Source organism: Paenibacillus senegalimassiliensis (assembly GCF_001486585.1).
GTDB classification, from domain to species: Bacteria; Bacillota; Bacilli; order Paenibacillales; family Paenibacillaceae; genus Fontibacillus; species Fontibacillus senegalimassiliensis.
In genome coordinates, this window is sequence record NZ_LN909045.1 from 231,244 (window position 1) to 253,922 (window position 22,679).

General features: G+C 47.9%; 31 protein-coding genes and 1 tRNA gene. 30 read left to right on the forward strand and 2 right to left on the reverse strand.

From position 1 onward, the window contains the following. The first annotated feature begins 91 nt into the window (after positions 1 to 91). The 25 genes from BN3279_RS11090 to BN3279_RS23770 all read left to right on the forward strand — a co-directional run bounded on the left by BN3279_RS11090 (position 92) and on the right by BN3279_RS23770 (position 18,026). A tRNA-Pro gene (locus tag BN3279_RS11090) sits at positions 92 to 165 on the forward strand. 101 nt (positions 166 to 266) lie between these two features. Then, positions 267 to 701 carry a DUF3908 family protein gene (locus BN3279_RS11095; RefSeq protein ID WP_059050825.1) on the forward strand — a complete coding sequence of 145 codons (435 nt, stop codon included), beginning with the start codon at positions 267 to 269 and terminating at the stop codon, positions 699 to 701. 38 nt (positions 702 to 739) lie between these two features. After that, a complete protein-coding gene (locus tag BN3279_RS11100) occupies positions 740 to 1,303 on the forward strand; it encodes a putative metallopeptidase (RefSeq protein ID WP_059050827.1) in 564 nt (187 codons plus the stop codon). Position 1,304: 1 nt separating this feature from the next. Next, positions 1,305 to 1,697, forward strand: coding sequence for a phBC6A51 family helix-turn-helix protein (locus BN3279_RS11105; protein ID WP_059050830.1), 393 nt, complete (start codon positions 1,305 to 1,307; stop codon positions 1,695 to 1,697). Next, on the forward strand, positions 1,657 to 2,940 hold the full coding sequence (locus tag BN3279_RS11110) for a PBSX family phage terminase large subunit (protein ID WP_198343578.1): 1,284 nt from the start codon (positions 1,657 to 1,659) through the stop codon (positions 2,938 to 2,940). The genes BN3279_RS11105 and BN3279_RS11110 overlap by 41 nt, the downstream gene beginning before the upstream one ends. Then, the gene (locus BN3279_RS11115) at positions 2,940 to 3,143 is read left to right on the forward strand and encodes a hypothetical protein (protein WP_059050833.1); all 204 of its coding nucleotides are present in this window, start codon (positions 2,940 to 2,942) and stop codon (positions 3,141 to 3,143) included. Before BN3279_RS11110 ends, BN3279_RS11115 begins: the two co-directional genes overlap by 1 nt. A 31-nt stretch (positions 3,144 to 3,174) precedes the next feature. Beyond that, positions 3,175 to 4,563 carry a phage portal protein gene (locus BN3279_RS11120; RefSeq protein WP_059050835.1) on the forward strand — a complete coding sequence of 463 codons (1,389 nt, stop codon included), beginning with the start codon at positions 3,175 to 3,177 and terminating at the stop codon, positions 4,561 to 4,563. Beyond that, positions 4,547 to 6,091, forward strand: a complete 1,545-nt coding sequence (locus BN3279_RS11125; RefSeq protein ID WP_059050837.1) for a minor capsid protein — start codon at positions 4,547 to 4,549, stop codon at positions 6,089 to 6,091. The genes BN3279_RS11120 and BN3279_RS11125 overlap by 17 nt, the downstream gene beginning before the upstream one ends. Beyond that, positions 6,092 to 6,379: a hypothetical protein gene (locus tag BN3279_RS11130; RefSeq protein ID WP_059050840.1), complete on the forward strand. Its 288-nt coding sequence runs from the start codon at positions 6,092 to 6,094 to the stop codon at positions 6,377 to 6,379. A gap of 109 nt (positions 6,380 to 6,488) precedes the next feature. Next, a complete protein-coding gene (locus BN3279_RS11135; RefSeq protein WP_059050841.1) occupies positions 6,489 to 7,151 on the forward strand; it encodes a DUF4355 domain-containing protein in 663 nt (220 codons plus the stop codon). 20 nt (positions 7,152 to 7,171) lie between these two features. Continuing rightward, positions 7,172 to 8,146, forward strand: a complete 975-nt coding sequence (locus tag BN3279_RS11140; RefSeq protein ID WP_059050844.1) for a major capsid protein — start codon at positions 7,172 to 7,174, stop codon at positions 8,144 to 8,146. Between the two features lie 49 nt (positions 8,147 to 8,195). After that, positions 8,196 to 8,438 carry a Rho termination factor N-terminal domain-containing protein gene (locus BN3279_RS11145; RefSeq protein WP_059050846.1) on the forward strand — a complete coding sequence of 81 codons (243 nt, stop codon included), beginning with the start codon at positions 8,196 to 8,198 and terminating at the stop codon, positions 8,436 to 8,438. A gap of 5 nt (positions 8,439 to 8,443) precedes the next feature. Then, the gene (locus BN3279_RS11150) at positions 8,444 to 8,749 is read left to right on the forward strand and encodes a head-tail connector protein (protein WP_082673041.1); all 306 of its coding nucleotides are present in this window, start codon (positions 8,444 to 8,446) and stop codon (positions 8,747 to 8,749) included. Then, positions 8,746 to 9,105, forward strand: a complete 360-nt coding sequence (locus BN3279_RS11155) for an MBL fold metallo-hydrolase (protein WP_187377781.1) — start codon at positions 8,746 to 8,748, stop codon at positions 9,103 to 9,105. Before BN3279_RS11150 ends, BN3279_RS11155 begins: the two co-directional genes overlap by 4 nt. Beyond that, positions 9,105 to 9,650, forward strand: a complete 546-nt coding sequence (locus BN3279_RS11160) for an HK97-gp10 family putative phage morphogenesis protein (protein WP_059050849.1) — start codon at positions 9,105 to 9,107, stop codon at positions 9,648 to 9,650. Before BN3279_RS11155 ends, BN3279_RS11160 begins: the two co-directional genes overlap by 1 nt. After that, entirely contained in the window at positions 9,650 to 10,003 is a 354-nt protein-coding gene (locus BN3279_RS11165; RefSeq protein WP_059050851.1) for a hypothetical protein, read from the forward strand. The genes BN3279_RS11160 and BN3279_RS11165 overlap by 1 nt, the downstream gene beginning before the upstream one ends. A gap of 16 nt (positions 10,004 to 10,019) precedes the next feature. Next, positions 10,020 to 10,433, forward strand: coding sequence for a phage tail tube protein (locus tag BN3279_RS11170; RefSeq protein WP_059050852.1), 414 nt, complete (start codon positions 10,020 to 10,022; stop codon positions 10,431 to 10,433). 52 nt (positions 10,434 to 10,485) lie between these two features. Then, positions 10,486 to 10,866, forward strand: a complete 381-nt coding sequence (locus BN3279_RS11175) for a DUF6096 family protein (RefSeq protein WP_059050854.1) — start codon at positions 10,486 to 10,488, stop codon at positions 10,864 to 10,866. A 74-nt stretch (positions 10,867 to 10,940) separates the two neighbouring features. Beyond that, on the forward strand, positions 10,941 to 11,324 hold the full coding sequence (locus BN3279_RS11180) for a hypothetical protein (protein ID WP_059050856.1): 384 nt from the start codon (positions 10,941 to 10,943) through the stop codon (positions 11,322 to 11,324). Beyond that, complete coding sequence (locus BN3279_RS11185; protein ID WP_148466832.1) at positions 11,245 to 13,851, forward strand: hypothetical protein; 2,607 nt, start codon at positions 11,245 to 11,247, stop codon at positions 13,849 to 13,851. The genes BN3279_RS11180 and BN3279_RS11185 overlap by 80 nt, the downstream gene beginning before the upstream one ends. Positions 13,852 to 13,861: 10 nt before the next feature. Further along, a complete protein-coding gene (locus tag BN3279_RS11190) occupies positions 13,862 to 14,230 on the forward strand; it encodes a DUF6711 family protein (protein WP_059050860.1) in 369 nt (122 codons plus the stop codon). Positions 14,231 to 14,243: 13 nt separating this feature from the next. Next, the gene (locus tag BN3279_RS11195; RefSeq protein WP_059050861.1) at positions 14,244 to 16,313 is read left to right on the forward strand and encodes a hypothetical protein; all 2,070 of its coding nucleotides are present in this window, start codon (positions 14,244 to 14,246) and stop codon (positions 16,311 to 16,313) included. A 62-nt stretch (positions 16,314 to 16,375) separates the two neighbouring features. Then, entirely contained in the window at positions 16,376 to 16,942 is a 567-nt protein-coding gene (locus BN3279_RS11200) for a PspA/IM30 family protein (RefSeq protein WP_059050863.1), read from the forward strand. Positions 16,943 to 17,012: 70 nt separating this feature from the next. After that, positions 17,013 to 17,642 carry a DUF4352 domain-containing protein gene (locus BN3279_RS11205; RefSeq protein WP_059050865.1) on the forward strand — a complete coding sequence of 210 codons (630 nt, stop codon included), beginning with the start codon at positions 17,013 to 17,015 and terminating at the stop codon, positions 17,640 to 17,642. 69 nt (positions 17,643 to 17,711) lie between these two features. Then, on the forward strand, positions 17,712 to 18,026 hold the full coding sequence (locus BN3279_RS23770) for a hypothetical protein (protein ID WP_148466833.1): 315 nt from the start codon (positions 17,712 to 17,714) through the stop codon (positions 18,024 to 18,026). Here BN3279_RS23770 and BN3279_RS11210 read toward each other — a convergent pair. Further along, positions 17,971 to 18,198, reverse strand: coding sequence for a hypothetical protein (locus BN3279_RS11210; RefSeq protein ID WP_059050867.1), 228 nt, complete (start codon positions 18,196 to 18,198; stop codon positions 17,971 to 17,973). The two genes, BN3279_RS23770 and BN3279_RS11210, sit on opposite strands and share 56 nt — an antisense overlap. Positions 18,199 to 18,288: 90 nt before the next feature. Between BN3279_RS11210 and BN3279_RS23775 the strand changes: the two genes are divergently transcribed. The 5 genes from BN3279_RS23775 to BN3279_RS11230 all read left to right on the forward strand — a co-directional run bounded on the left by BN3279_RS23775 (position 18,289) and on the right by BN3279_RS11230 (position 21,650). After that, on the forward strand, positions 18,289 to 18,552 hold the full coding sequence (locus BN3279_RS23775) for a hypothetical protein (RefSeq protein WP_148466834.1): 264 nt from the start codon (positions 18,289 to 18,291) through the stop codon (positions 18,550 to 18,552). Between the two features lie 7 nt (positions 18,553 to 18,559). Then, on the forward strand, positions 18,560 to 20,239 hold the full coding sequence (locus BN3279_RS11215; protein WP_222860886.1) for a GDSL-type esterase/lipase family protein: 1,680 nt from the start codon (positions 18,560 to 18,562) through the stop codon (positions 20,237 to 20,239). A gap of 100 nt (positions 20,240 to 20,339) precedes the next feature. Further along, positions 20,340 to 20,618, forward strand: coding sequence for a hypothetical protein (locus BN3279_RS11220; RefSeq protein ID WP_059050871.1), 279 nt, complete (start codon positions 20,340 to 20,342; stop codon positions 20,616 to 20,618). Between the two features lie 25 nt (positions 20,619 to 20,643). Then, positions 20,644 to 20,835, forward strand: a complete 192-nt coding sequence (locus tag BN3279_RS11225; protein ID WP_059050874.1) for a holin — start codon at positions 20,644 to 20,646, stop codon at positions 20,833 to 20,835. Beyond that, a complete protein-coding gene (locus BN3279_RS11230; protein WP_059050876.1) occupies positions 20,835 to 21,650 on the forward strand; it encodes a peptidoglycan recognition protein family protein in 816 nt (271 codons plus the stop codon). Before BN3279_RS11225 ends, BN3279_RS11230 begins: the two co-directional genes overlap by 1 nt. Positions 21,651 to 21,731: 81 nt before the next feature. Here BN3279_RS11230 and BN3279_RS11235 read toward each other — a convergent pair whose 3' ends face one another. After that, positions 21,732 to 22,088: a YhjD family protein gene (locus BN3279_RS11235; protein ID WP_148466835.1), complete on the reverse strand. Its 357-nt coding sequence runs from the start codon at positions 22,086 to 22,088 to the stop codon at positions 21,732 to 21,734. Between the last annotated feature and the right edge of the window lie 591 nt (positions 22,089 to 22,679).

The following is a 22,679-nucleotide window of genomic DNA, read 5'->3' on the forward strand; positions in this document are numbered from 1 at the left end:
GCTAGGGCTATCATACCGTCAGGCGGCGACCTCCCTCCCCCTTTCGAGACAGGAGTTTTACCTGAACAGTGTTTCTCCTGTCTCTTACTAACCGGATGTAGTGTAGCCAGGTAGCACACTTGCCTTGGGAGCAAGTAGTCGCAGGTTCAAATCCTGCCGTTCGGATTATTTTCCTCCTTCTAGCCGCTGCCTTCGGGTGGCGGTGTTTGTTTGCAGGAAATATCTCCCTTTGTGTCGAATGTTGACACAGGAGGGAGGTGAAATTATTGCCTAGCGAAATGAGCTTTGGGTACTTGACATCTGTAGTTATGGACGGTGCCTACAGTGATATGAGAAAGCATAGACTCATCGTGAAGACAATGCTGGAATTTGTCGAAGCTGACCAAGTAAAAGGTTTCTATCCCAAAAATCTATTTTCAGACAATCAATCCTTGGAGTGTTTTGTATTTACTGATAACAAGCTTTTAATTTTCAAGGAATTTGAAAGGCATATCAGTATTAATGTTCTGAAGCTAAATCAAATCACGGCTGCGATTCTCGAACGAGAAAAGGATGATTTTCCTGATGAAACTGTAAAGCTTAGTTTTTCTACAGGGGAGGAGATCGCATTTGTTCCAAAATCTGATTCCAACTCGCATTGGTATGAAAGGTTTAAAGAAAACGCAAATGAAATATTTAAATTGATCTGCAAAGCACCCTAACCGGTGCTTTTTCTATTTCCTGAGAGGAGTTGATTGCTGTGAACAACGCTATTTGCAGGCTTTGTCCTAAATCCAAAGATTGCGATGCGCCTTGTGCGGCAATCGAAACCTTGTATCAGATCTATGACAAGCAGGACGAAAAGGACAAAACGGCCCGGATCCGAAACTTGAAAAAGCAACTTGGCATTCAGGACGCGGAGCCAAGTAGGGCTTTGAAGCGGCTGGCCGATAAGATAATCAAACAGTTCCCCGAGTTCGGCATTATCCGGGAGTTTAATATCAAGATTGGTTATGTCGTCAGCCAGGAGCGTAAGCGCGGCGAAAAGATTACATATGCGGATTGTCGAAAAGTGCAGGAGGTCTTCAGGGCCTACCTGCCTTTTGATTTTATCATCACGTTTTATGAGCGAAACACCAGTATGTTATCCGAGAATCAGCAAAAGATTCTTATGCTGCACGAGCTGCGGCACATCACGATAGGTGACAAGGGGCTGAAAATACGACCCCATGACATAGAAGATTTCACGGACATTCTGGAGACTTATGGGCTTGATTGGAATGAGCCTGGCAAGGAACTACCGGATATTTTAGGAGGTGAGTAGAGTGCGGCAAACTGCAACGGAATCGGTGGAAGAGCAAAATTTGACGAGATCAGAGCAGGCGCTACTCGAAGCCCTGCTAAATCCTGAAAATAGAATCAAGAGTGTAACAGACATTTGTAAGATTGCTAAAGTGGATCGGGCAACATATTACCGAGCGTTTGCGAAGCCCCATTTTGCAGAGTTGTACAACAGGCGTTCGGTTGATCTGGTCAAGCAGTCGGTTGCTTCTGTGCTTAATACGTTTGTCCGTGAGGCCCAGCGCGGCAGCTTCCAGCACGGTAAAGTTGTACTGGAGATGGCTGGAGTCTATACAGAAAAGTCTGACGTAAGGCATAGCGGGCATGTATCAACGGATGTTGAAATTGTTATTGGTGTTGATGAATATGAAACTTAAGATAGATCCTGCAGTGTTCAATGAAGTCTACCTTAAGCATCAGTTAAAGAATCAAAACCGATATCAGATATACTATGGCGGCTCATCTTCCGGTAAATCATATTCCTTGGCCCAGAGAACGGTTTTGGACGTGATGAAAGGACGAAACTATCTCATTGTTCGTAACACGCAAAATACGTTAAAGAGATCCGTTTTCAATGAGCTCACCAAAGCTATCAGCAGTTTCAAGTTGAGTGAATTCTTCACGGTCAACAAGACCGATTTCGTAATAACTTGTACCTTGAACGATAAACAGATATTGCTTGCTGGTTTAGATGATCCCGAAAAGATTAAGTCTATCACGCCGATTGACGGGGTTATAACTGACGTTTGGGTCGAGGAAGCTACGGAGTGTGATTACAAAGCGGTCAAGCAACTAGATAAACGGCTACGCGGTCGCTCCAAATTCAAGAAGCGTCTTACTCTAAGTTTTAACCCGATCTTACAGGATCACTGGCTGTATACGGAGTATTTTGGGATATGGGACGACGGGCTTCAGTTCGTGGCTAAAGATGATGTTTCCATACTGAAGACGACTTACAAGGATAACCGGTTCCTTACTCCAGACGATATTGCCGCTCTGGAGAATGAGACCGATCCGTATTACTACGAAGTCTACACCTTGGGTAATTGGGGCGTCCTTGGAGCTGTCATCTTTAAAAATTGGCGCGTTGAGGATTTACGAGAACAAAGAAAATCTTTTGATAAAATCAGACACGGCTTGGACTTCGGCTTTGGAAATGACCCGAATGCCCTGGTTGACCTTCACTATGATAAGTCGCGAAAGCGGATTTTTGTTTTTGGTGAAGAATATGCGTCTGATCTGACCAATGACGAAATCGCGGAGATTGTTAAACCCCATGTTGGGTCTCGTGTTGTTACTTGTGATAGTTCAGAGCCCAAGACCATCAAGGAGCTGAGGTTACGTAGAATCAATGCAATTGGGGCTAAGAAGGGTCCCGGAAGTGTTGAAGCGGGCATACGGTTTCTGCAAGGTTTGGAGATCATCATATGTACGAGCTGCCAGAACACCAAGACAGAGTTCAGTAAGTACAAGTGGAAAGAGGATAAGAACGGCAATGTGCTTCCTGTTCCAGTTGACAAGGATAATCACTTGATCGACGCTATTCGTTATGCCGTCGAGGATGAAATTGGGACAGCTAAGCTCAAAATCGGTAGCAAGTCCAGACTGGGGGTGAAGTGATGCAGGTATTTGTCTGCACCGATCATAAAGGGCATTACCCTGTTGGAACGGCTTCAGTAGTCATTGCTGAAAATGAACGGCAAGCTTATAGGCTATTGGAAGCGCGGTTACAGCAAGTTGGCCTTGCGGATGAAGCGTTCACTCTTAGGCAGTTAGACATCACAACTCCCAAAGCGATTGTGTTGTGTGATGGGAACTATTAAATACGGCAGCAGTGAAAGAAGGTGAAATAGATTGGCAATTATTCGAGATAGAGTATTCATGGCTGAGGATGGATCGGTGCCTGTCGAGTTACTTGCTTCCTGCATCAGAGAGCATCAGCAGGAGCTTTCAAGGTTGAACAAGCTGGATGAATACTACCGAGGTGAGCACTTGATCTTACAGCGGCCTGAGAGCGGGACGGGGCTGCCTAACAACAAGTTGGTAGCAAACCATGCGAAATACATTACGGATATAGCCGTTGGTTATGTCCTGGGCAACCCGGTCAAGTATGACAACGTGGATCAGATCGTCGAGCTTTACAAAACGCTGGATATTTCATCGCACGATAGCGAGATTGGGAAAGACTTGTCCATCTTCGGTATTGGTCGTGAACTTTACTATCTCAGCTCCGACGAGGTTCCAATCCCTAAGGTGACCTGCATCGATCCGCGCCAGCTATTTCTTGTCGTTGACGACACAGTAGAGTATAAGTCGATGTTTGGAGTTCACTACTATGAACGCCTGGACATTGACGGAGAGCCCGACGGGTATAAAGTATTCGTCTATACGGATTCAACAGTCACAGAATACTCCACAGACAGCCTTGAGTCCGGCTATGAACTTGTGGATAGTCAGGACCATTACTGGGATGCGGTGCCGGTGGTAGAGTTCTGGAACAACGAGGAGCAACTTGGAGACTTTGAAGGTGTTATGACGCTGATCGATGCCTATAATGCGTTGGCCAGTGACCGGCTTAATGATAAAGATCAATTCGTGGATGCGATTCTTAAGATATGGGGCGTGTCACTGGGAGATGACGAAGCAGAAGCTTCTCAAACCATACAACTGCTTAAGCGGCTGAAGGTGCTGGAGCTTCCTGGTGCAGATGCCGGCGCCGATTGGTTGACGAAGCAGCTCAACGAGGCTGAGGTCGAGGTTCTGCGCAATGCGTTAAAGTCTGATATCCATGAGTTTTCCATGGTGCCGGATCTCACCGACGAAAATTTTGCGGCCAATGCTTCTGGGATAGCGATGAAGTACAAGCTTTTTGGCTTGGAGCAGTTGGCCGTAACGAAGGAGCGTTACTATAAGCAGGGACTTAGGGAACGGCTGAATATGTTTAGCCAGATGCTACGAGTCAAGGGGCAGGCGGTTAATACCGACAAGGTGAAAATCACTATGACGCGGAACCTTCCTGTAAATGACTTGGAGATTGCGCAGCTCATATCCTTGTTAATCGATCACGTTAGCGATGAAACCCTGATTAGCCTATTATCGTTCGTAGATGATCCAGCGGCGGAGATAGCGAAAGTACGGGCTCAGCGCGAGGAGGCTGCCAAGCGACAACAGGCAGCATTCGGTATGCCGTTTGATCCGACAGATCGAGTGACTGAGGATGAGGACGATGACGACGAGGAGTAACGCCTATTGGGATCGTCGGGCGAATCAGCGTATGGCCGAGTATCATCGTGATGCAGAGGAGACAATCCATATTGTTAATCGTGCTTACGACAAGAGCCTCTTAGACATTGAGGGCGCTATCGACCGTATTCTTGGTAAGTACGTGAGAGAGAGTGGCCTGCCTCAATCCGAAGCTCTCTCGCTGCTCAATAGTCCCATTACTCGAGTCGAATGGGAAGCAATTAAAGCGCAGTACATGAAAGTCCATGATCCAACACTTCGGCGGCAATTGCTGAACAAACTGAATGCTCCTGCTTATGCTGCAAGAATTAGCGGCATGGAAGCCTTAAAGGCAGACATCTATATCCAGTCAAAAGTTATTGCTGATGTAGAGATTGCCCAATCTACAAACAGCTACATTAAGACGATTGACCAGGCTTATTATCGGTCTATCTTTGATATGCAGCAGGGCCTTGGTTTAGCTTTTGAGTTTGCGACGATTCCGACAAAAGTAGTCGAAGAGATCCTACGCAATCCTTGGTCAGGAGAACACTTTTCACAGCGAGTCTGGAAGAACACAGATCACTTGGCTGAACAGGTCATTGATGTGATCGCGGGCGGTTTTGAGTCAGGTATCAGCTATAAGCAGATGACTGATCAACTGGCCGAACGTATGGAAGTGGGGAAGTTTGCAGCTTCACGGCTTATCCGTACCGAGTCCACGTACATGGCGAATGCTGCCGAGATCGAAGCTTATAAAGAGGCCGAGATTGAGAAGTACATGTTCGTAGCCACCTTGGATTTACGCACATCTCACACTTGCCAAGAGTTGGACGGGAAGATATTCCTTGTATCCGAGGCTAAAGCGGGTGTTAACCTGCCGGCTATGCATCCATTCTGCCGATCAACAACCAGAGCTGTTCTTGATGCTGATATTGCGAATAGGCTGCAACGTCGAGCCCGAAATCCGATTACAGGCGAAGTTGAAACTTTGCCGCCGGGAATGACGTACAAGGAGTGGAGGGCCAGTCTTGCTAAACAGCACGGCGCGGACCGCGTCGCAGCAATGGAGAAGATGGCAAGAAACCGCTCTGCTGATAAAATGCAGTATAATAAATTCAAAGAGCTTATAGGTAAAGACGCAGGGTCGAGCTTTGCCGCATTCCAGGACACGAAGTATATTACGCCTGACAAATGGGCGGCCTTGAAACGTCAGGTCAGCACCTTCCGGAAAATTGAGGCGGGCAGTTCTTCTGACGCTTACAAGGATCGACTTCGAGATACCTACCGATATTTCAAACAGGAAGGTCACGAATTTACTATCCACGCTCTGAACCGTGTTGAAGGACCGAAGACAGGTAAAGGTAAAATGAGCTTTACTCGTGATGATGTAGGTAACTTGCTTAAGCAGCCGGCTAATTACAGGCAGCCAGACGGTAAGCAGGTTTATTACCGTGACGGATTGTCTGCGGTTCAGGCAACCGATACAGGGGAGATTGTCAGCATAGTAACAAGGGCCAAGGCCCGTACAGATTGGGAGGTGCTATAAGTGTCCGTTGTGGAAGAGGTATTGAATAAAATAAAGCTTTTTGTTGACGGCGTTACTGATGCGGAAGAGTTCTCTTTCGATTTCCCCGACGACTTGGCAGATGCCTATGAAGGTCTGGAACGTGAGAATAAACCGTTGGCCGTGCTACTTAATGACGAGATTCCTGATATATGCGCCGCCTTTCAGCCGGATGAGGCAGCAAGACGAGGAGAGCCCGAACTGCTCAATGAAGATCAGTTTAGGCAGAAGGTAACTAAGGTTTACGAAAAAGCGAATAAGTTAGTCTAATAGGCACTCTCAATTCATGGGGGTGCTTTTGTTATGTCCAGAACGTGCGGCAAGACGTAAAACTGCTGTCATGGATCAAGCCGAAGGGCGTTAAACTGGAGGTTTACTTATGAAAGAGTTTATTGCAAAGAAATACCGCCTTCCTCTCAATCTGCAGTTGTTCGGTGATGACGATGACGATGACGATGACAAGAAGGAAGAGGATGAGGATAAGGACGACGACCCAGAAGACAAGAAAAAAGATGGCGAGATTACCTTCACGCCAGAACAACAGGCCCGTATTGATGCTCTGATCGCGAAGACCATTGCTAAGGAACGATCTAAGGCCGAGGCTGATGTCGAGAAGGCAAAGACCGAAGCCGAGAAGCTGGCCAAAATGAACGCAGACCAGAAGGCCGAGTATGAGCGTCAGCAGCGTGAAGCCAAGCTCACAGAGCGTGAAGCTGAAATTACGAAGCGTGAGCTTCGGGCGTCAGCGCTTGAGACGTTGGCCGAAAAGGGACTTCCAAAGGGTCTGGCCGACATTCTGAATTACACCGATGCTGATAGCACGAAGGAAAGCCTTGATGCTGTAGAGACGGCCTTCCGCGCTGCAGTAGAAGCAGGAGTGAATGAACGCCTGAAAGGTAACCCGCCAGGCGGCGGCGGAGGCAGTAAAGGCGGCGGTCAAGTGAATCCTTGGAAGCAAGAGACCTTCAACTTGACCGAGCAAGGTCGCATCCTGCGGGAGAACCCGGAACTGGCGAAGCAGCTAATTGCTGCAGCTAAATAAGACAAGAGGAGCTGATTTGATTGACTACACGTATTCAAGATGTAATTCAACCCGAAGTATTTACCCAATACTCGATTCAACGCACAATGGCGTTGTCGGCCTTGATCCAATCCGGCATCGCGCAGAACACGCCGGAGTTTGATGCTCTCGCAAGCGGACCTAATACACTGATTAACATGCCGTACTGGGACGATCTGACGGGAGATCCTGAGGTTATGAAAGACAACGGGGACACCACACCAGGTAAGATCACGGCGAATAAGGATGTAGCCCGTAAAATGGCATGGGTAAAGTCCTACGGAGCTAACGCGCTATCGGCGCTGTTGTCTGGAGATGATCCAATGAAGGCTATTGCGGATCTGTTCTCTGCTTACTGGACGCGCCAATATCAAGAGATGTTGTTGTCCATCCTGGATGGCGTATTCGCTGCTTCCAACATGACAGATAAGGTTCATGACATCTCTACACTGACTGGCGGCAATGAATTTATCAACGGCCGTACCTTCATCGATGCCGCCCAAAAGATGGGAGATGCCAAGGATTTGCTGACTGGGGTCATGATGCACTCTGCCGTCGAGGCTGATTTGGCCAAAAATGACCTGATCGAGTACGTTCAAGATTCTAAAGGCTCTATCCGCATTCCTTACTTTATGAATAAGCGGGTTATTGTTGATGATGCCATGGCCTTTGACACGGCAACCGGAGCTGGTTTAGCTTACTTGTTCGGTGAGGGGGCTATTGCTTGGGGTAATGGATCGCATCCAGACATTCAACAAGCTGAGGTTGTGCGTAAAGGGTTATCGCTTGCTGGTGAGGATGTGCTTGTGAATCGCCGCTTGCCGCTGCTGCATCCACGGGGAGTTAAGTGGACAGAAACTACTGTAGACGACACGTTCCCTACGTTCACGGAGCTTGAGGACGGAGACAACTGGAGCCGGGTGTATGAACCTAAGGCGATCCGGATTGTGAAGTTCCAATTTAAAGTTAACGCATAAGAGGGGCCAATAGCCTCTCTTTTATACTATTTTGGAGGTGTATATATCCATGTCTAGCGGATTTGATAGAAGAGTTAGCCGGTTACGTGAATCAGTATTGGCAAGCACTCAAGAGGAGCTTAATGACCCGGGTCATCAAGGCGACAATGGCTCCGGGGGTTCGGATCAAGATTCAACTGAATTGAGCTTCAATGAGCTTCGGGCCAAGGCCAAGGAACTTGCTGTTGAGGGATACGGAAAGATGAACGCAGAACAGTTGCAAGAGGCGATTACAGCAGCACTGGAGGTCTGATACCCATGCTGGAAAAGCTCAAGCTTCAACTAGGCATTAAACTCGACGATGATGCGGAGGATTCTCTCCTCACTCTGATGCTGGAGGACGCCGAGCAGGATGTGCTCACCTGGACAAACCGGACAGAAGTTCCCACGTCACTTGAGTCTGTAGTCAGGCAGGTAGTTGTCATCAGGTATAACAAGCAGGGCGCGGAGGGGCAGACCAGTCATTCAGAGGGCGGTATTAGCCGGTCATTCGAGGATTTACCGAAGGGGCTGCAGCAGAGTATCCTGCAGAAGCGCCTGGTTAGGCTGGTGACCTATCAATGAGACTCCTACGAAGAGATATGAAGCCTGTTATCTTTAGGGAGCGGGTCTCTAAGAAGGAGCCAGACGGCACTCCTTATGAAGAATGGGCTCCTGATGGGATGAAGATTGAGGGAAATGTGCAGCCGGCTGGCGGTAAGGTGATGGCGGCGCAGTACGGAGAGCGCTTGGGCTATATCATGGTCATGTACTGTGAGTACACAGCAGAGTCCCGTGAGCTGCTTGAGAGCTTCAATAGTCAGCAGAAGAGTTACGGGGCTTGCGTATTTGTTCCAGAGGATGCCGAATCACCAGACTACAAAGTGGTTGCCGTTAGGCCTTGGCGGCACATCGTCATTGAGCTGGAGAAGGTGAACTAATGGCTAGTGGATTCAAGAATATGACCCGGCTCATGCGCAAGATCGACCGTCTTGGCGGTGACGCGAAGAAGGAGCTGCGGACAGGTGTAGGGCAGGCGACAAAGCTCGTACAGGGTGATGCGAAGGACAATGCTGCGGTTGGTGAAGGTCAGCTTCGTAATCAGATTTATGGAGAGGTAAAGGACCCGGATCCCGACACCATTCAAGGGCGAGTGTATACCAATACACAGCACGCGCCTTACGTAGAGTTTGGGACGGGTCCGGTAGGTCAGGAGAACAATGCCGATTTACCGCCAGAGCTACGCGCCAAGATATCCTATCGCCAAGATGGCTGGTGGATTCATGAGTCGCAAATTGATGCGGCTACGGCTGAGAAGTATCACTTCTTCAAGCTCGAAACTGACGAAGGTGATTTTTACTTTACACGAGGCATGAAGCCCCAGCCCTTTATGTATCCTGCTATCCAGGGTCGTAAAGAGGACGTTCCCAAGGTCATTGCCGCGCACCTGAACAAAGCAATACAGCGGCTAGGGGGTGGCAACTGATGTACGATGTGAAACCCGAAGTGCTCTCGTTGCTGGAGACCATCCCAGAGGTGAACGTCGTCGGTGAATACCCAAAGGAATTCGCCCAGCTCCCGCTCATTAGCTTTTATGAGCTAACAAATAAGGAGTCTGAGCCCAAGCTGCCCGGCGTGCTCACAGAGGTTTCCTTGCAAATTGATGTATGGAGCAAACGGAGTACAGGAAGCTTGGCCCAGCAGGTCAACACGTTGCTGAACAGCATTGGATTTCGTCGGCAGACGGCAAGAGACATATCTGACCCTTCAGGTGTAAACCGTAAAACGATGCGTTACCGAGGTATTATAGATGCTCGCACCAAGCGGGTAACCCAATAAAGGAGAGTGAAGCCAGATGGCACAAGGCTTGTTAACCAAAGATACCGAGCTACAGTACAACAACGGCACTGATTTTGTGCGAATCGACTTTCTGATGTCCGTCCCGGAGCTTGGCGGGGATCCGGAGCAAGTGGAAGTGACAACATTACAAGATGGTGTTCGTAAATACATTCCCGGAATTAAAGACCCTGGGGACTTGGAATTTCAATTCCTCTATGACAACGAGTCAACGACGAGTAATTTCCGAATTATGCGCGGGCTGCAAGAGACCGGAGCTGCAACCCCTTTTAAGGTGGTCTTCCCGGATGGGACAGAGTGGGCCTTCACCGCAATCGTAAACGTAAAGATTGACTCGGGAGAAGTGAACGCCGCGTTGACGTTTACGGCCAGTATGATGCTGCAAAGTGAATTTGAAGTAACGAATCCATAATCAGGCGCTCCTGGAGGGGCGCTTTTTAATTTAACTTGAAGGAGCGATTCTATTGAGACATGTAACTTGGCGGGTTGATGGACAGGAGTATAAGTTGCGCCTAGGCGTATCTGATGTGATGAACTTGGAGAAACGAATCGGGCGCAACCCAATGGATTTGCTCATGGGGATTCAGCAAGGGAAACTACCGACCCTGACCGCGTCCTTAGCTGTAATTCAAGCCGCTATGACGAAGTTCCATCACGGTGTAGCTGCGCAGGACGTGATCCGCATCTATGAGCGTTATGTAGACGCGGGTAATTCATATACCGATCTGTTGCCCGTAATCACAGAGATTTTTGAGGTGTCGGGTTTTTTCAAGAGCGATCCAGTGATCGAGGAGGACACTCAGACGCTGGATCTGACGGAGCTGGAAGACGGGGCGACGCCGTAAGCTTAACTGCCCACTTCGAGGAGCTTTTTCCGCTAGCCATAGAACTTGGGATTAGCCGAGAGGATTATTGGGACATGACGCCTTGGGAACTGGAGCGGATGATTGCGGCTAAACAGCGTCAGCATAAAGCACAGTTGCGAACTCAGGCCGTGATTGCCTACCAGCAGGCCGGGGTAACAGCGGCCCTTATGTCAAGAGTGTGGGGGAATAAGCAAAAGGCTCCTGACTTGAAGACAGCGTTCCCTGGGATATTTGAGGAGGAAGTTCCTGCACCGTCTGAACCGGGGAATAAGCCTTACAAGCAACAGGATTACCGAATTATGAAAGCCCGTCTAGAGCAGTATGCTGCTGCCCGAAAGAAATGGGGTGAGAAGAAACGTGGCAACCACCATCGAGGAGCTTCAGATTCTGATAACAGCCAAAACGGCAGGGTTACAGAAGGTCCTGGGTTCCGTTAAAGATAAGCTAACAGGAGCGGAGCAGGCGGCAAAGAGTGCGACTACAGCCGTGGATGCTCATGGTCAGCATGCAGCGGTTGTAGGTAAGAAAATGTCAGGTCTTACGGCATCTTTAGATAACACCACTCAGCAGATCGATCTTCAAAAACAGAAAATCGCTGAGCTTAAAGCCGTGCAAGATGGCCTGACTACCAAAGCACAGCAACAGATGCAAGCGTTGGAGGCTGAAAGCTTTGGTCTTGAAGAGCAGATTCGTAGTACAACAGATCGCTTGACTGCTATGAAATCCCAGCAGGGCACAGCTATGAGCCCGCTTCATGCGGATATGATTGCGGCAGAAATTAAAGAGGTTGAATCCACACTGAACGGGCTGATCGCTAAGGCTGATGAGGTCGGTAATAAGATGGCCGATCTGTATGATGCTGGGGACAGCACGAACATGAAGCAGAAGATTGCCCGGGCCGAAGGGACCCTCTTATCACTGCAGCAACGAGCGGACAGAACCAGAGAATCCATTGATAAGATGATGTCTGGTCCTGTTCCCGCAGCTAAGAAGACGGAGAAGGCCGTTGAATCCGTGAACAAGTCAGTTGAGAAAACGGGAAGTACCGCCAAGCGTTCTAGCAATTCGTTTGTTCAGGGATTCAAGCGAATTGCCAAACAGGTGCTTGTGTTTGCTGTTATCTACAAGGCGATTCGAGGACTGAGCAGCTATATAGGCGGCTCCCTTAAAACAAATGAGCAGTTCATGGCTAGTCTTAACGCCATAAGGACAAACCTAGCAGTAGCCTTCCAACCGATATATAGCGCCATTCTTCCAGCACTCAATGCCTTGATGAGCTTCTTAGCCAAAGTCACGGCATATATCGCGGCCTTCGTATCGGCTCTGTTTGGTAAGACCTATCAACAGTCCTACCAAGCCGCCAAGGGCATAGAGAGCGCGAAAAAGGCTATGGCCGGTTACGGCAAGTCCGCTAAAAAGTCCGGGAAAGAAGCTAAGCTTGCCATGGCGGGATTTGATGAGCTGAATACGTTGGACTTTGCCAAGGATACAGACGACGAGGCTGGGGGCGGGGCGGCCGACGGATTCACTATGCAGATGCCTGATATGGATATTGACGGCATTCAGTCTAAGATGGATAAGCTTGCTGCTGGTGTCAGATCAACATTTGACAAAGCCTGGTCAGGCATTCAATCTGGCTGGGCTTGGACAGTATCAACCTTTGGGCCTTCCTTTGCAACAGCTTGGGGTGAGGTATCCCCGGTGTTGCAAAACTGGAAACAACAATTCAGCAAAATGTTTAGTGATGTCCTGACGTTGGGTGAGCCGCTGAAAAACTGGTTTATGACTGGATTTGTCCCCGCCTGGCAGCGTGGAATTGAATTAGCTGGGCATGTCGTGGCGGGACTGCTTGATGTATATAGACAAGTGATATCAAGCCTGTGGGATGCTCTGTTCCCGATTATCTATAAGTTTGTAACGGATGGCCTGCCGGTGCTCTCCAATTTTGTAATAGGCGCACAAGACATCTTGCGGGGCCTATTTGATCTGGCTAGGCAGATATTCGGGGACTTGTGGTCCGGGGTCGTGGATCCGGCGATGCAATTAGTATCCAAAATAATTGTTGATGCGCTGGACATTACCTTTAAAGCCTGGGCTGACTGGGGAGATAAAATCCTATCGGGCCTGAGTAAGTCAATCGATGGAGTACAGGAGATCTGGAACAACCTTTGGACTTACTTGCAGCCTTTTATTACAAACATGCTCGGCATGATATCTGAGCTTTGGGATAAGCACCTAAAGGGGCTTATGCAAGAGATTGGTAACTTCGTAGGCATCGTAATAAAGGCGGCTATGGATATCTATAATGACTTTATCCTGCCCCTTATTAATTTTCTCGTAAAGTTGCTAGGACCGGCATTTACGGAAGCTTTTACTTTCATCGGTCAAACTCTAATGACAGCATTAGGCGCTATTTCGGATGTTGCCAAAGGGATTATTAAGGCCTTGGGCGGCATCATTGAGTTCTTAGCTGGCCTATTTACGAATGACTGGGCACGTGCCTGGGAAGGGATCAAGACCATATTCGGCGGTGTGTGGGATGGTATAGTTGGCCTGCTCAAAGGGGCGGTTAATATTATCATCGATACAATCAACTTCATGATCAAGCAGTTGAATAAGGTAAAGGTTGATATCCCTGATTGGGTGCCGGGGGACTTAGGAGGCAAGGAGTTTGGCCTTAAGATACCAACGATCCCTAAGCTGGATGTAGGGACCAACTATGTCGCCGGTGATGGGCTAGCTTATCTGCACGAAGGGGAAGCGGTTGTGCCTAAGAAGTATAACCCATCTGCAGATGGTGGGGCTCCTGACAATAAGGAGACAAACGCATTGCTCAGACAGCTCATTCAGGCTGTACGAGATGGCGGGACGGTAGTTATTGGACGTGACTCCATCGGTAAAGCTGCAGTCGGGTATATGAATGACTATCAAAAGCAGACCGGGCAGCCGGCAATAACGCTGTGAGGTGACGTGAATGGAGCTAAAGATAAATGGGGAAGAGATAGCAGCCTACCCGGCACCTGAGGGGCTTACCATTACTACTCTTGACTTAGACGATGGGGAAGCATCAGGGCGCACTACGGACGGTACTATGTCTCGTAGCCGAATTGCTGTTAAGCGACAAATCCAAATGCAATTTTCCGCGCTTCCCTGGGCTACGGCATCTGCCTTGCTTAGGCAAGTGGAGGATGAATTCGTGAATGCCACTTACCCCGATCCGGTCACCGGCAAGTATGAAACAAAGAGCTTTTACGTAGGAGACCGTCCCGCGCTCGTGGCGCTGGAAGACCTGGACGGTAGTCTATGGTGGTCAGGGATACAGTTCACGCTAACAGAGCAGTAAGGAGGTGAATGAGATGTGGACCATACCAGCCTCCTATGAAGGATTTATGCGCCGCAGGAATCTGACATGGGATATGAAGGTTAATGTCAACGGTGTGGATTATGGCCGTGATGTGGTTATGGATTTCAGCATAGACCGCCGGTTGGTTTCGAGCGATGAGTTTATGATCGGAACCGCGAATATGGGGAAGCTTGAAATCAAGCTAAGACTCCAGCACGAGCTGCCGGCTAATGCGAAGATCGTTCCCTTTTTAGGCCTTAGCGTCGGCAATCTAAGCTGGCAAGACGCGCATATTCCTTGGGCAGAAGCTCACTTCCCCTGGAGTGGCGGGAATCTCGGGTGGATCCCCATGGGAGAGTTCTATATCGATAGCCGGGAGCGCCTGAAGAACATCTGGGTATACACTTGCTTCGATAAGCTCTATCTGGCCGATGGGGCGTTTCTATCGAACTTAACGTATCCTGCCACAATGCAAGCCGTGTGGGACGAGATATGTAGCCGGCTCGGGTACATGTATGACAGCAGTGTGGTGATTAACCCGAATTACAAGATTCCTGCGGGGCCCGCGGGGTTTACGATGCGCCAAACGATGGGCTTTATCGCTTCCGCCAATGGGGCAAGCGTGTTCGTCGGACGCGACGGCACGATTAAATTTAAGAGGTTCGCCGCTTCCGCAGCGACGGATTTTGATATGAATGAGTCGGATTATCATAGGCTTGCCTTGACCAATCCTGAAAAGTCTTATAGCCGAATTGTCATAGGCTACGATGGCGAAGAGGGAGTAAGGTTTGAAGCCGGCACAGGTAGCGAGAATGAAACACTTTACATCGATAACCCTTATGCTACGCAGGCGATGGCTAACGCTCTGTTGGTGCAACTGAATGGGTTTAGCTACGTACCCATTGACATGAACGCCCGGGGCTATCCGCACCTGGAGCCGGGGGACGTAATAGAGTTTGAACGTAAGGAATCCATGTCCTGGCAGGACGCTAATCTATCTTGGCAGGATGCTCACTTCCCCTGGGACGGGGTGTATAGGCAGCAATCTATTATCCTGATCCAGTCCTTTACCTATCGGGGTGGACTTGTCATGTCTCTTGAGAGTCCGTCCAGCAGTGAGCAACAATCTGAATTCCCTACTCCAGGGCCAATCACGCAGGAGATCAACAGACTGAATCGGGATGCTGTTAAGCTTGGCCGTAAGTATTACGGGGTTGGATTTACCCGCGAAAATGGCTTCCAACTTAATCGGGAAGACGGACTTAGCGAGGTAATCTGGAACTCGGACGTAATGGATTGGAAGGTTGACGACGAGCGGGTTCTCTACTTGGATGTGCTGGAAAGAAAGCTCAAGTTCAATGGCCATCTTGAAGCTGCTACCGGAACTTTTAGCGGTGATCTTAACGCCGCAGGCGGGACGTTCCGGGGGGATTTATCCGCAGCCGGGGGAACCTTCACCGGGACACTTCAAGGCGTAGATGGCACCTTTAGTGGCAACTTGTCAGCCGCTGGCGGGACGTTTCGCGGAAACCTATCTGCTGCGGGCGGCACGTTTACGGGGACACTCGTCGGCGTAGATGGTACTTTCAGCGGGACACTTAATGCGGCGACCTTTAATGGAGGACGAATCATAGGGGCCGAGATTATGACATCCGCAAGCAGCTATCCGCGCGCCGAAATGAGCAGCTCTAATCGAATGTTCAGTGTTTGGGCAAGTTCTGGACGGGGGATAGAAATGGGAGCGTTCGGCGGTTCAGGAGGGTCTTATATGGATTTTCGCGACGGGGGATCTAGTGCCAGTATCTACTATGGTGGATCGTCAGGGCTATATATACAAAGTGGTCCCGGTAGAGACATTGACTTGAGAGCCGCCGATATAAACCTGTTTGCAAGTGGCTATGTATACGTAAATGACTGGAATGATTTTAGATCTAGAAATGGCGGGGATACCCTGCAATATGCCCTTAACGAGAAGGCAGATATATCCTTTGCAGGATACAATCTGGCGTTTGATAGCGCGACGCGTAATCTCAAGATGTTTAGCCGCGATGGTAATTTACTTGCCCAAGTAAACATTCCTTGAAACTTTTATCTCTGATAGACGATAATAGTAATAAGAAAATTTTACCTAAGGAGTGTTTTAACTTGAAAAAGTGGGGATATCTATTAAGCGGAATTTTAATTGGTGCTATCGTTGCTACGTCGGGTAGTGCGGCGGCTGCTCAGCTAAAAAGTCTAGTTGGACAAAAGGTGACCGGAGAACTGACAGTGGTAGTTAACGGTAAGGAGCTGCCAAGTAAGGGCGCTGTAATCAATGGTACAACAAATGCACCCGTTCGGGCGCTTGTTGATGCTGTAGGGGGTGATTTACAGTTGGAAGGCAAGACGATTAATATAACTACTATCACCCCGAGCAATGACGTGACTATTATTGATAAGGCTGATCAATTAGTATCCTTAAACATAGAACGCGAAAAAGTCTTAAAAAAGATAAGTAACCATGAAGAATCAGTGGAGCTATACGAATCAAAATGGATACCTTCAGCCGAACTGGCTATTAAGGCCGCGAATGGTGCACCTGAAAGTGTGAAGGGATACACCGAACGTCTTGAAGAAACCAAACAAGAGTATGAAGAGGTTAAATCCAATCTTGCAGAACTAAAAGCTCAACTTGAAGCAATTGATGATAAGCTCGCAGAATTGGGAAAATAAACCTTAACCTATACCGCGAGTCGTGGTACTATATTCCTTAATTAGTAGGAATATAGTGGGGTGTAATGGTATGGAAGAACAAAAGAGGAAAAAGGCATGGTATAAGAAGTGGTGGGTTTGGTTAATTATCGTTTTCATTGTCGGGGGAATAGGGTCTAATCTTGAAGTTAAAGAGCCATCTTCTGAAATTGATGCTCCATCATCCGCTCCTGTAACGGCAAATGAAAAACCGAATGAGCCGGAGAAAGTGAAAGAAGAAACGGCTAAGGAACAAGATGAGGATGCAGGCCGCGAAATAAAAGAAGTTGGAGAAAGTGTAACGACGAAAAATTTCAAAGTAACTGTTGAAAAACTCAATAAGCCCAAAGGCAATGATTTTAATAAGCCTGGGGATGGCAAAGAGTTTGTAAGTGCTACACTCCTAATAGAAAACATATCCGACAAAGACTATTCAGTCAGTTCAATTATGATGTTTGATGCCTACCAAGATGGCTTTTCGGTTAATGAATCTATTAGCGCTCAAATAGCTAATGAAGATGTAGATTCAATGGATGGAAGTTTAGCAGCCGGGAAGAAAATAAGAGGAGAATTGGCTTATGAGCTCCCGGTAGAATGGAAAGAACTTGAGATCGATATTGATCTAACTGCTCTAAGTTTTAGCAGTGATGGAGAGATTAAGGTTATTTTGCAAAACAAATAAAATATATCGCCAGCAATCAGGTCTCGCCATCGGCGGGGCCTTTTTGGTTGGCTGGAAGGGTGAAGGAATATGAAAAAGGTAGCTTTGGAGTTGTCAGAAGAAGCTCGGAAGGAAGGCGGGGTATATGATGCCAATGGAACATTTCGCGGAACACTTACCACGCCGGATAAAATGACTTGGGAAGAGGCAGAGGCGCGGGGTTTGACGTGGGGTGATGCTAAAAAACTGCCGCCAGTTGCAATCGAACAAATTCGCCAGATCGTAAGAGAGGAAATAGCCGCCGCTTATTCAGGAACGTCGGCGGCTATCCTGAATTCACTTAGGGGAACTACTGGGAGTTCTTCTGCAATTCATCAACCACGTTCTGCAGAAGAGAAACAATAAACACTTCCATGTTTGTTTTAAGAGCCACGGCAGTTTGAGCGATTGCATCTTGATCAGAAATATTTCCTAATGCTACCTGCTCAATGAGTTTGGTAACCTCGCTTTCGAGTAGTTTGTTGGTATTATTTTGAATAGATGCTGCTAAATCAGCGACGTCTATACGGCTATTCATTCTATAACCTCCCTTCTGTCGATAGTAATCCACCATTTCGACATTATGGGAGTTTTTTCCTTGCAAACATATATTCGGGAGGTGAACACCTTGGCACAGATCAATAATGTAATTCGAGTAGAACTTGATCCATCCGAACCCGTGCCGGAATCCTGCCAAGTCATTCGGGCGTTAATCGGCATGTACCCACCGCCTGAACGCCTGGTAATTTTGGAGGCGATCCAGGAAGAGCTTAGCGTAGCCGTAAATCAGTTGAAAGGAGTTGGACCGCGTGAGCAAGTACGGACAAATAACGGGCAGCAAAAACATAAGCGAGGATTGGGCCAACATAAACCTCGCCCTGGACAACGTTGAGTCTGATGTGGACGCTAAAGCAGCCGTAGTCAATAATCACCTAACCTCAAACGCCGCCCATACGTCGGAGCAAATCACACACGGATCGGGTAGTGTAAAGCAGGCCTTGGATAATGCCGACACTGGCATAGAGGATGTTAACGAGCGCATAGATAACCTCATCATAGAGAGCGGAGACAGCAGCCCGGAGGTGGCGGACGCGCGCGGTGGCTATCCGGTTCTGGGTGCAAGACTCAACGCCAGTGATGCGCAGTTGGCGGATGTGACGAACCGATTGACGGATAAAGCGGATCAAGCCACGGTGCAAGCCAGTTTGACTAATCTGCAAAATACCAAAGCGGACAAGACGAGTCTGGACAGTACAAACATCACTGTAGCAGCCAAAGCGGATAAGAGTTATGTGGATACAAAAGTAGCAACCATAGTCAGCGGATCGCCAAAAGGTACGTACTTGACTCTTGCGGCGCTCCAGGCGGCGTATCCAACGGGCACAACCGGGATTTATTGCGTTACCGCCGATGGCAACTGGTATTACTGGTCTGGATCAGCTTGGACGGCTGGCGGGGTGTACCAAAGCATGGGTTTACCCGCGATAAACATTAATGATGTATCCGGCGTATATACAACAGGCAAAAACTTGGTTGACACATCTATAGTAACTCTCGGACATCTTGAGGCAACCGGAGTAATTACTAATAATTCCAGCTACCGCACGACTGATTTTATCAAGGTCAGCGCTGGAAATTCATATATAATTTCTCCGCGATTTAGAAAGATGCTACCGTATACTAACAGCAAATCACCAATATCTGCAAGCTTTGTGGATGCGGACTCAATTAATTACATCTACACACCAACCGCTGATGGATACATCCGGTTTAGCTATCATGTGCAATATGAGGCTACGATAATGATGGAGGTAGGAGTCTCTGTTACGGCATACGAGCCCTATTACAAAGTGTTTTTAGACAGGATAAGGCTTAATGATTACCAAATGTCGTTTATTGATGATGGAGATAGTAGCCTGGTCGGTAAAAGTATTCTGAATTTAGGAGATAGTATTGCCTACGGAAACGGTAATAGTAGTGTCGGGTACGCCGATATCATTGCCAGCAAATACGGAATGACCAACTATGAGTATAGCGCTGGGGGTACAACTTTTTCGACCGCTACCGCATCCACATCCATACTTACTTTTATCGATAATGCGATTTCCGCGGTTACCACAGCCCCGGATTATATACTGCTAGAGGGCGGCACTAACGATATTATCCAAATTGCAAACAATACCATCAGTGCCGGCGTGGTAGGTAACACATACGTAGAGGCTGATTTTGACGACACGACCACAATCGGGGCGATGGAAAAGGCTATATGTAAACTTAAGGCAGCGTATCCAACGAGTAAAATCATTTTTGTTGCAGTACACAACATGGGATCACGAGATTACGCTGTGCAAAAAACACTTGCCGATTTGATTAAGACGGCATGTGAAAAGTGGTCAGTGCCCATTGCGGATATCTATCGCGTAGGAAATCTTAATACCAATATTGCAAGCATGGTAGACCTGTATACTCATGATAGTTACGGCACGGGGCACGGGGATAAGACTCATCCTAACGGCTTGGGGTACGAGACTTTTTACGTTCCCGTAATAGTTGATTTATTGCGGAGATTAGCTTCATAATTGGATCATTTAACGCAACAATCATACAACGCCTATTCGGCGTTTTTATTTTGCCCCCGGAACCAATCCAGGGGCTTATTAATGTAATCGGGGGTGTCAGATGGAGATATCCGTAGTCATTGCTATTATCACAGGTCTAAGCGGCCTAATCCTGGGATGGACCGGGAGGACGAGACAAGCACGCCAGGACTTAGCCCAAGAGTCGACGGTGGCGGCTCTGCAACGGGCCGATGTCGAATATATCAAGCGTGGCGTAGATGATATGAAGGTTGAACAGAAGTTACAAGGTCAGCGGTTTGAGGTGTTCTCTGAACGGCTCACGCGGGTGGAGGAATCCACGAAGCAAGCGCACAAGCGAATTGATCAATTGAAAGAATAATATAAAGGGAAAGGATTGATAGAATATGACAATCAAATGGTTGAAAGCAGCAGGTATCCGCGCAATTAAGACAGCAGCACAGACGGCTATCGGGGTAATTGGGGCGACTACGGTATTTGGATCGGTAGATTGGCCTATCGTGGGCGGCACGGTGCTGCTGGCGACAGTGACGAGCCTGTTGACGAGTCTGGCCGGGTTGCCAGAGGTAAATGAGTAATGATAACCAAAGGCAATTTTATCTTAATGGAGGTTGGTGAGTTTAGGTCGTGGCTCGCCAGCCAAAAGGTTACTCGCACAATTACAAAACTACAAGTGCATCATACTTGGAGGCCCAACTATTCCACGCGCGGGGGGCAAGATCATTTTGCTTGTCTGGAGGGTATGCGCCGCTCGCACCTTGCTAATGATTGGAGTGGCACGGGCCAAAATATTACGGTCTTTGAAGACGGCAGAATAGCAATTAGTTTGGACCGTAACATTAACAGTACCCCTGCCGGTATTAAAGGAGCCAACACAGGAGCGCTGTGCATGGAGATCATCGGCAACTTTGATAAAGGCGGGGATTCAATGACTGGCGCTCAGAAACAATCTGTAACACACGTATATGCCTGCCTAGCAGACAAACTTAATATACCAGTTGATACTAGCCACATTGTTTATCACGCTTGGTATACAGCGTCAGGGTTGTTTTTGGGCGATTATGTCCCGGGGAAGTCCAGCAAGACATGTCCCGGAACTAATTTTTGGGGTAATGGCAATACGCGAGCAGCAGCTAACAAGGGATTTATTCCGGCAATACAGCAGGAAATGAGTCGCTTAAACGGAGAGGGTGAGGACGAGGTAATGAAGGAACAACTGAACAAGCTCGCAAAGCGGGTAGCAGAACTGGAGGAAGCGAGTAAACGCGTCCCGGCTCCCAAGTGGTTTGTATCGGAGTTTGGCAGCTCGGATTTAGGAGGTAAGATAAGTGAACCGGAGTTTACCCAAGAGGGCTGGCGTGTGCTGGCGGTGGGGTTGCGGGTTTCCAAATAATAGGTTATAATTCACTTATCAAATCCTAAAGCATAGGTAATAGAGCCCTGTCGGCATTGCGCTGGTGGGGCTCTATTTTTGTTAATGCCCCAGCCTATCAAAATCATCGTTGCCAATCGGTACCGCTGGGTTAATATACTGCGATGTATCTAAGCCTAAATATTTATCCATCAATATACGAGACTCTGCCTTGATCAGAGGCCATAGCATCCCAAACTCATGATGATATCCTCTACATAGATACCTGGATTGTAAGCCATCCTCCGTGCGTCTCTCTTCATATATCTTTATCCCCAGCGCCCTAAGTTTGCGGCGCACCTCCCGGGCATCCATTTCGGCCGTGCGAATCGCCTTGTCAATCAACGCGAGGTAGGGGTCAGGCGTTTTAAACGCCTTGGCCGCTATCTGCTTGTCCCGCTCAAACACAGTTATGACCATTGGCAAAAGTATATAAAGCTTAACGTTTATTTGATCTTCATCTGTTAGTCTAGGTGGCATTTCGATCATCTCCAAATTTAGAACGTTTGTTCCCATTTTAAAGAGAGAAGTAACAAATATCAAGATCAGGCATATTGTCAGTTGCTGGGGACGGATTGGGGGCGAACGGTGCATATTTCCCCTATAATTCACTAAGATTCACAAGGATTGCGGAAAGAAAAACCCCGCTATATCAAGTCATTTAAGTATTCACTCGGATGTAATCACCCTACCCTATTACCTTACATAGGTGCGTGTATTGAAATATGTAAAAATGCTTACAATCCTCACATTTATCAACGTCGCACCTTACACAGGTGCGTGGTGTTGACAATCCAGAACGCGCCTTTAGGGCGTGTTTTTCTTTTTGACTCATTTGACCTCATGTAAGTTTGAATTGAGAGTAAATTATTTGTGTTCTCTTTTCAGCAGCCTTTTTACCTAAACAAGCAAGTTAGCTTTATTATGGGTTTACATATGTAAATTAAGGTAGTAACTATACGGGCTTCCTAAAACATAGGAGCTAGATAGTGTCTTAAAACATACATATGA

Coding starts and splice junctions, on each gene's coding strand:
- BN3279_RS11110 (WP_198343578.1), top strand. CDS start 1,657: ATGTTGAAATTGTTATTGGTGTTGATGAATATGAAACTTAAGATAGAT.
- BN3279_RS11115 (WP_059050833.1), top strand. CDS start 2,940: ATGCAGGTATTTGTCTGCACCGATCATAAAGGGCATTACCCTGTTGGA.
- BN3279_RS11125 (WP_059050837.1), top strand. CDS start 4,547: ATGACGACGAGGAGTAACGCCTATTGGGATCGTCGGGCGAATCAGCGT.
- BN3279_RS11135 (WP_059050841.1), top strand. CDS start 6,489: ATGAAAGAGTTTATTGCAAAGAAATACCGCCTTCCTCTCAATCTGCAG.
- BN3279_RS11145 (WP_059050846.1), top strand. CDS start 8,196: ATGTCTAGCGGATTTGATAGAAGAGTTAGCCGGTTACGTGAATCAGTA.
- BN3279_RS11150 (WP_082673041.1), top strand. CDS start 8,444: ATGCTGGAAAAGCTCAAGCTTCAACTAGGCATTAAACTCGACGATGAT.
- BN3279_RS11155 (WP_187377781.1), top strand. CDS start 8,746: ATGAGACTCCTACGAAGAGATATGAAGCCTGTTATCTTTAGGGAGCGG.
- BN3279_RS11160 (WP_059050849.1), top strand. CDS start 9,105: ATGGCTAGTGGATTCAAGAATATGACCCGGCTCATGCGCAAGATCGAC.
- BN3279_RS11165 (WP_059050851.1), top strand. CDS start 9,650: ATGTACGATGTGAAACCCGAAGTGCTCTCGTTGCTGGAGACCATCCCA.
- BN3279_RS11170 (WP_059050852.1), top strand. CDS start 10,020: ATGGCACAAGGCTTGTTAACCAAAGATACCGAGCTACAGTACAACAAC.
- BN3279_RS11180 (WP_059050856.1), top strand. CDS start 10,941: ATGACGCCTTGGGAACTGGAGCGGATGATTGCGGCTAAACAGCGTCAG.
- BN3279_RS11190 (WP_059050860.1), top strand. CDS start 13,862: ATGGAGCTAAAGATAAATGGGGAAGAGATAGCAGCCTACCCGGCACCT.
- BN3279_RS11195 (WP_059050861.1), top strand. CDS start 14,244: ATGTGGACCATACCAGCCTCCTATGAAGGATTTATGCGCCGCAGGAAT.
- BN3279_RS11205 (WP_059050865.1), top strand. CDS start 17,013: ATGGAAGAACAAAAGAGGAAAAAGGCATGGTATAAGAAGTGGTGGGTT.
- BN3279_RS23770 (WP_148466833.1), top strand. CDS start 17,712: ATGAAAAAGGTAGCTTTGGAGTTGTCAGAAGAAGCTCGGAAGGAAGGC.
- BN3279_RS11210 (WP_059050867.1), bottom strand. CDS start 18,198: ATGAATAGCCGTATAGACGTCGCTGATTTAGCAGCATCTATTCAAAAT.
- BN3279_RS11220 (WP_059050871.1), top strand. CDS start 20,340: ATGGAGATATCCGTAGTCATTGCTATTATCACAGGTCTAAGCGGCCTA.
- BN3279_RS11225 (WP_059050874.1), top strand. CDS start 20,644: ATGACAATCAAATGGTTGAAAGCAGCAGGTATCCGCGCAATTAAGACA.
- BN3279_RS11230 (WP_059050876.1), top strand. CDS start 20,835: ATGATAACCAAAGGCAATTTTATCTTAATGGAGGTTGGTGAGTTTAGG.
- BN3279_RS11235 (WP_148466835.1), bottom strand. CDS start 22,088: ATGGTCATAACTGTGTTTGAGCGGGACAAGCAGATAGCGGCCAAGGCG.